Below are 5752 nucleotides of genomic sequence, written 5' to 3'. Positions count from 1 at the left end.
GCTCCGTGGTGGTTCCCAGAGATGGATGGTTCGGACACCCCGTCGCTCGGCATCCGTTGGGTAACGGTTTTGCGAGACGGCGGCGCAGTGGCGGACACGCTGCTGGGCTCGCGGACCGTCCGGTGTGCTATCCGCGCCGGTCGATAACCTGTTCTGGCACAACGCAATGCACACCGCACCGGTTCTGTCAACCCCCGCGGTTGGCTCGTTGTGGCCCTGACCTGCACAGTTGATCGCGCCGTTACCGAGTCGCATGTTAAACTGTGAACATCGAAAGGGGCACGGGACACATGATTTTTAAGGTCGGAGACACCGTCGTTTACCCCCACCACGGAGCGGCGCTGATCGAAGCAATCGAGACTCGCACCATCAAGGGTGAGCAAAAAGAGTATCTGGTCCTGAAGGTCGCCCAAGGTGACCTGACTGTTCGCGTTCCCGCAGAGAACGCCGAATATGTCGGCGTGCGCGACGTCGTCGGCCAGGAGGGTCTCGACCGAGTCTTCCAGGTGCTGCGTGCGCCGCACACCGAAGAACCGACTAACTGGTCTCGCCGCTACAAGGCCAACCTGGAGAAGCTCGCCTCCGGCGATGTGAACAAGGTGGCCGAGGTCGTTCGCGATCTGTGGCGTCGGGAGCAGGACCGCGGTCTGTCTGCGGGTGAGAAGCGGATGCTGGCCAAGGCCCGTCAGATCCTCGTCGGTGAGCTCGCGCTCGCCGAGGGGACCGATGACGGCAAGGCCGAGACGCTCCTCGATGAGGTTCTCGCCGCGGCTTCCTGACCGTGAACGTTTCTAACAGCGACGGATCCGTCGTTGCGTTGGTGCCTGCCGCCGGCCGTGGCGTTCGTCTGGGTGAATCGACACCCAAGGCGTTCGTCACGGTCGGCGGCACACCTATGGTCCGGCTGGCCGTCGACGGCCTGATCGCCTCCGGGGCGGTCGACCGGATCATCGTGATGGTCCCCACCGAACTCGTCGAGAGCGCCGTTGCCCTGCTGCCGCCCTCGGAGTCGGTGCGCGTGGTCATCGGCGGCGCCGAGCGCACCGATTCGGTGCGCTGCGGTATCGCCGCCGCCCCCGATGCCGCCCACTTCCTCGTGCACGACGCCGCCCGCGCGCTGACCCCGCCCGAGCTGATCGCCCGGGTCGTCGCGGAACTGCGCGCCGGTGCCGAAGCCGTCGTGCCCGCACTGCCGGTGGTCGACACCATCAAATCCGTCGACGGACGCGGCGAGGTCACCGGTACGCCCGACCGCGCCGGTCTGCGCGCCATTCAGACTCCGCAGGGTTTCGCCGCCGACTTGCTGCGCGCGGCGTATGCCGATGAGCGCCTGCAGGCCACCGACGATGCAGGGCTGGTCGAACTGCTCGGCACCAGGGTGCGCACCATTCCGGGCGACCCCATGGCTTTCAAGATCACCACCCGGCTCGATCTGCTGCTGGCGAATGCCGTGCTCGACGGTGCCCGGACGGCGGGTCTGTCATGAGTATGCGCGTCGGCATCGGCAGCGATGTCCATCCCATCGAAGCGGGCAGGCCGTGCTGGATGGCGGGTCTGCTCTTCGACGGCGACGACGGCTGCGCCGGACACTCCGACGGCGATGTCGCCGCGCACGCACTGTGCGATGCGCTGCTTTCCGCCGCCGGACTCGGCGATGTCGGCGCGGTCTTCGGCACCGGACGGCCGGAATGGGCAGGCGTTTCCGGCGCGGCCATGCTCAAAGAAGTGCGAAGGCTCCTTGACGAGGCGGACTTCGAAATCGTCAACGCGGCGGTCCAGGTGATCGGCAATCGGCCGAAGATCGGACCGCGTCGCGCCGAGGCCCAAGAGGTGCTCGGCGAGCTGCTCGGCGCCCCGGTCTCGGTGTCGGGCACCACCACCGACGGCCTCGGGTTGACCGGTCGCGGCGAGGGCATTGCGGCAGTGGCTACCGCCCTGCTACAAGAGTGTCGCTGATCCAGCCTCCGCCGACCTGAGCCGCTCCGTGAACGGCCTTATCTACCAGCTAGGATCGACTTCCGTGACTCTGCGCCTTTTTGACACCGACACGCGGACCATGCGCGATTTCGCGCCACTGGTCCCCGGCCGTGCCTCGGTGTACCTCTGTGGCGCCACCGTGCAGGGGGAACCACATATCGGCCATGTGCGCAGCGGAGTCGCGTTCGACGTACTACGGCGCTGGCTGCTCGCCCACGACTACGACGTGTGGTTCATCCGCAATGTCACCGATATCGAGGACAAGATCCTCACCAAGGCCGCCGAAGCTGGCCGGCCCTGGTGGGAGTGGGCGTCCACCTACGAGCGCGCCTTCGACAACGCCTACCAAACCCTCGGCGTACTGCCGCCCTCGGTGGAGCCACGCGCGACCGGCCACATCACCCAGATGATCGATCTGATGCAGCGGTTGATCGAGCGCGGGCACGCCTACGCCTCGGAGGGCAACGTCTACTTCGACGTGGTCAGCTATCCGGAATACGGCAGCCTGTCCGGGCACAAACTCGATGACGTGCACCAGGGCGAGAGCGCCGGTGCGGGCAAGCGCGATCCGCGCGACTTCACGCTGTGGAAGGCCGCCAAACCCGGTGAGCCGACCTGGCCGTCGCCGTGGGGTCCCGGTCGCCCCGGCTGGCATCTGGAATGCTCCGCGATGGCCGAGTTCTATCTCGGCCCCGAATTCGATATCCATTGCGGCGGAATGGATCTGGTCTTCCCGCACCACGAGAACGAGATCGCCCAGTCGAAGGCGGCCGGTGACGGTTTCGCGCAGTACTGGCTGCACAACGGCTGGGTGACCATGGGCGGCGAGAAGATGTCCAAATCGCTCGGCAATGTGCTCTCGGTGCCGAATGTGCTGAAAAAGGTTCGGGCCGTTGAACTTCGGTTTTACCTGGGCAGCGCGCACTACCGCTCGATGCTGGAGTACTCGGATAAGGCGCTCTACGACGCCGCGGCCTCGTACCAGCGCATCGAGGCGTTCGTGCACCGGGTGGCCGAGCGGGCCGGGGAGATCGCGGTCGGTAAGTGGACCGATGCGTTCGCCGAGGCGCTCGACGACGATCTGGCGATTCCGCGGGCCCTGGCCGAGGTGCACCGCGTTGTGCACGAAGGCAATAAGGCGCTGGAATCGGGTGCGATCGATGAGGCGGTCGAATTGGCCGGGCAGGTCCGGGCCATGCTGAATATCCTCGGCGTCTGCCCGTTCGACCCGCAGTGGTACAGCCCACAGGACAATTCCGTCGCGCTCGATGCCCTGGACGTCTTGGTGCGCGCCGAACTCGACCGCCGCCAGCAGGCGCGCGCCGCGAAGGACTGGGCCAGCGCCGATGCGGCGCGGGACCGGTTGCAGGCCGCCGGAATCGAAGTGACCGATACCGCACAGGGTCCGGAATGGTCGCTGGGTGCTGCACAGCATTCGCCGGGCGCGGTACAGCGTGGAAAGGCGAACTGATGGCAGGTAATTCGCAGCGTCGAGGCGCGATTCGTAAGGGCGGCAGCAAGAAGGGCGCGGTCGTCGGCTCGGGTGGACAGCGTCGTCGCGGTCTGGAACCGCGCGGTGCGACCCCGCCCGCCGAGGCGCGCACCAAACATCCCGCCGCCAAGCGCGCGGCCGCCAAGGCGAAGGCCGCGGCTCAAGGTAGGCCGGGTCCGCGCGGTGGTGCTCGCCCGGCCGGACGCAAGAGCGACGACGGTCCGGAGATGGTACTCGGCCGCAACCCGGTCGTCGAATGTCTGCGTGCGGGTGTGCCCGCGACCGCGCTGTACGTCGCGGTGGGCACCGAGAACGACGACCGGCTCACCGAAAGTGTGAAGATTGCCGCAGATGCGGGCATTTCGATCCTCGAGGTGCCGCGCACCGATCTGGATCGGTTGAGCGCCAACGGGCTGCATCAGGGTGTTGCGCTGCAGGTGCCGCCGTATCGGTACGCCCATCCGGACGATCTGGTTGCGCGAGTCCAGGATTCGGCCGAACCCGCGCTGCTGGTGGCGCTGGACAATATTTCCGATCCGCGCAATCTCGGTGCCGTGATCCGTTCGGTGGCCGCCTTCGGCGGACAGGGCGTGCTGATTCCGCAGCGGCGCAGCGCCAGCGTGACCGCGGTGGCCTGGCGTACCAGTGCCGGTGCCGCGGCCCGGCTTCCGGTCGCCCGCGCGACGAATCTCACTCGCACACTGAAGGATTGGGCGTCGCAAGGGTTCCAGATCGTCGGACTCGACGCGGGCGGTGACACCATCCTCGATGATTTCGACGGCAGCATTCCCACCGTGGTCGTGGTCGGCTCGGAAGGTAAGGGCCTGTCCCGGCTGGTTCGCGAGACCTGTGATTCGATCCTCGGCATCCCGATGGCGGGTCCGGTGGAATCGTTGAACGCTTCCGTGGCGGCGGGCGTCGTACTCTCCGAGATCGCGCGTCAGCGCCGGGCCTGAGCACCGGAAGTCGGCTGGTGCACCGCCGAATCGGCGACGCGTTCGAACCGCAACGGGCGGACCGCAAATCACCGATCGCGGTCGATCGGGCAAATCGGCCGCCGGGGTTGAACCGCAAATCGACTCCGGCCCCGTAGAATTCGACTCGTGGTCATCCCGAACCAGGCTCCCCAGGAGACGATCGAGCATCCGCACGCGACGGCGGTGCTGGCGCTCGGCGCGGCGAGTCTGTTCTGCTGCGGTGTGCTGGGACCGGTGGCCTGGGCGCTCGGCAGACGCGCGCTCGACCAGATCGAGGAATCCCACGGCGGTTACGGCGGCCGCGCCCAGGTGCTGGTCGGCTACGTCCTCGGCGTTATCGGCACGATCCTCATGGTCTGCATGGCGATCGTTTTCCTGCTCATCCTGGTCGGCGGCCGCGCGTAACGCGAGCGGGTCAATCCAGGCTGGGCCGTTGGTTGTCGCCTTTGCTGTCCCAGGCCGGCCATTCCTCGCTGATGCTGCCGGTCCAATTGGGCTGGCGGCGATCTCGGAATGCCGCCATCGCCTCACCGCCGTCGATGCTCTTGCCGACGTGCTCGTTCAGATCGGTCTCCAGCTGGCCGACCATTGCCGGGCTCATACCGAGGCTCTCCCATAGCAGCCGCTTCGACAGTGCCACCGGCAGCGGCGCCGCCCCGTTCGCGATGTCATGGGCGATGGCGAGTGCCGTCGGCAGCACCTCGCCCGCGGGCAGGCAGCCATTGGCCAGGCCCATGGCCTTGGCCTCGTCGCCGTCGAAGGTGCGACCGGTCAGCATGATGTCGGCGGCATTGGCCATGCCGACCAGCCGCGGCAGCGTCCAATGCGCGTAGCCGTCGGCGAGTACCCCGCGACGCACCTGATTCAGCCCGTAGACGGCGTCCTGTGCCATGTACCGCAGATCGCATTGCAGGGCCAGCGCGAGGCCGATGCCGACCGCATGCCCGTTCACCGCTGCGATCACCGGTTTGCGAACCCGCCACGGCGCCGGTTCGATGGTCGCGCTGACCTCGCCGACCCGGTTGGACAGATCCGCACCCGCGCAGAACGCGGGTGCTGTACCGGTAATGACGACGGCGCGAATCGCATCCTCGACGTCGCAACGCTGCAGTGCCGCACTCAATTCGGCGGCCATGGCCGGGGTGACGGCATTCTGCTGTGCGGGTCTGTTGAGCGTGAGGACGGCGATGCCCGCGGAGACATCGACGAGCAATTCCGAACTCATGCCTGGCATGTTAGTCGACCTATGGGGCTGCGTGCCGAGCCTGGCAAAGGCCGTTCAAGCACTGGTCACCCCGCACTGAGC

The 5752-nt window shown here is 67.1% G+C and carries 7 protein-coding genes; 6 read left to right on the top strand and 1 reads right to left on the bottom strand.

What is annotated here, in order from left to right; all coding sequences use genetic code 11:
- The first annotated feature begins 290 nt into the window (after positions 1-290).
- The 6 genes from carD to NP3_RS17960 all read left to right on the top strand — a co-directional run bounded on the left by carD (position 291) and on the right by NP3_RS17960 (position 4851).
- Complete coding sequence (gene carD / locus NP3_RS17985; protein ID WP_011206964.1) at positions 291-779, top strand: RNA polymerase-binding transcription factor CarD; 489 nt, start codon at positions 291-293, stop codon at positions 777-779.
- Between the two features lie 2 nt (positions 780-781).
- Positions 782-1486: a 2-C-methyl-D-erythritol 4-phosphate cytidylyltransferase gene (gene ispD, locus NP3_RS17980; protein WP_084508667.1), complete on the top strand. Its 705-nt coding sequence runs from the start codon at positions 782-784 to the stop codon at positions 1484-1486.
- Between the two features lie 2 nt (positions 1487-1488).
- Positions 1489-1956: a 2-C-methyl-D-erythritol 2,4-cyclodiphosphate synthase gene (gene ispF, locus NP3_RS17975; RefSeq protein ID WP_062990256.1), complete on the top strand. Its 468-nt coding sequence runs from the start codon at positions 1489-1491 to the stop codon at positions 1954-1956.
- A 64-nt stretch (positions 1957-2020) separates the two neighbouring features.
- Positions 2021-3448, top strand: coding sequence for a cysteine--tRNA ligase (gene cysS, locus NP3_RS17970; protein WP_063042757.1), 1428 nt, complete (start codon positions 2021-2023; stop codon positions 3446-3448).
- Entirely contained in the window at positions 3448-4425 is a 978-nt protein-coding gene (gene rlmB / locus NP3_RS17965) for a 23S rRNA (guanosine(2251)-2'-O)-methyltransferase RlmB (protein ID WP_063042756.1), read from the top strand. Before cysS ends, rlmB begins: the two co-directional genes overlap by 1 nt.
- Before the next feature lie 147 nt (positions 4426-4572).
- Positions 4573-4851, top strand: coding sequence for a DUF4190 domain-containing protein (locus NP3_RS17960; protein ID WP_063042755.1), 279 nt, complete (start codon positions 4573-4575; stop codon positions 4849-4851).
- A 10-nt stretch (positions 4852-4861) separates the two neighbouring features.
- Here NP3_RS17960 and NP3_RS17955 read toward each other — a convergent pair whose 3' ends face one another.
- On the bottom strand, positions 4862-5671 hold the full coding sequence (locus NP3_RS17955; RefSeq protein WP_063042754.1) for an enoyl-CoA hydratase/isomerase family protein: 810 nt from the start codon (positions 5669-5671) through the stop codon (positions 4862-4864).
- Positions 5672-5752: the final 81 nt, after the last annotated feature.

The organism is Nocardia pseudovaccinii NBRC 100343, assembly GCF_001613225.1.
Classification (GTDB): Bacteria; Actinomycetota; Actinomycetes; order Mycobacteriales; family Mycobacteriaceae; genus Nocardia; species Nocardia pseudovaccinii.
This window is presented reverse-complemented; position numbering and strand designations above follow the sequence as displayed.

What these genes read in the sequence shown, in the direction of transcription:
- carD (WP_011206964.1), top strand. Translation starts at nt 291, where the DNA reads ATGATTTTTAAGGTCGGAGACACCGTCGTTTACCCCCACCACGGAGCG.
- ispF (WP_062990256.1), top strand. Translation starts at nt 1,489, where the DNA reads ATGCGCGTCGGCATCGGCAGCGATGTCCATCCCATCGAAGCGGGCAGG.
- rlmB (WP_063042756.1), top strand. Translation starts at nt 3,448, where the DNA reads ATGGCAGGTAATTCGCAGCGTCGAGGCGCGATTCGTAAGGGCGGCAGC.
- NP3_RS17955 (WP_063042754.1), bottom strand. Translation starts at nt 5,671, where the DNA reads ATGAGTTCGGAATTGCTCGTCGATGTCTCCGCGGGCATCGCCGTCCTC.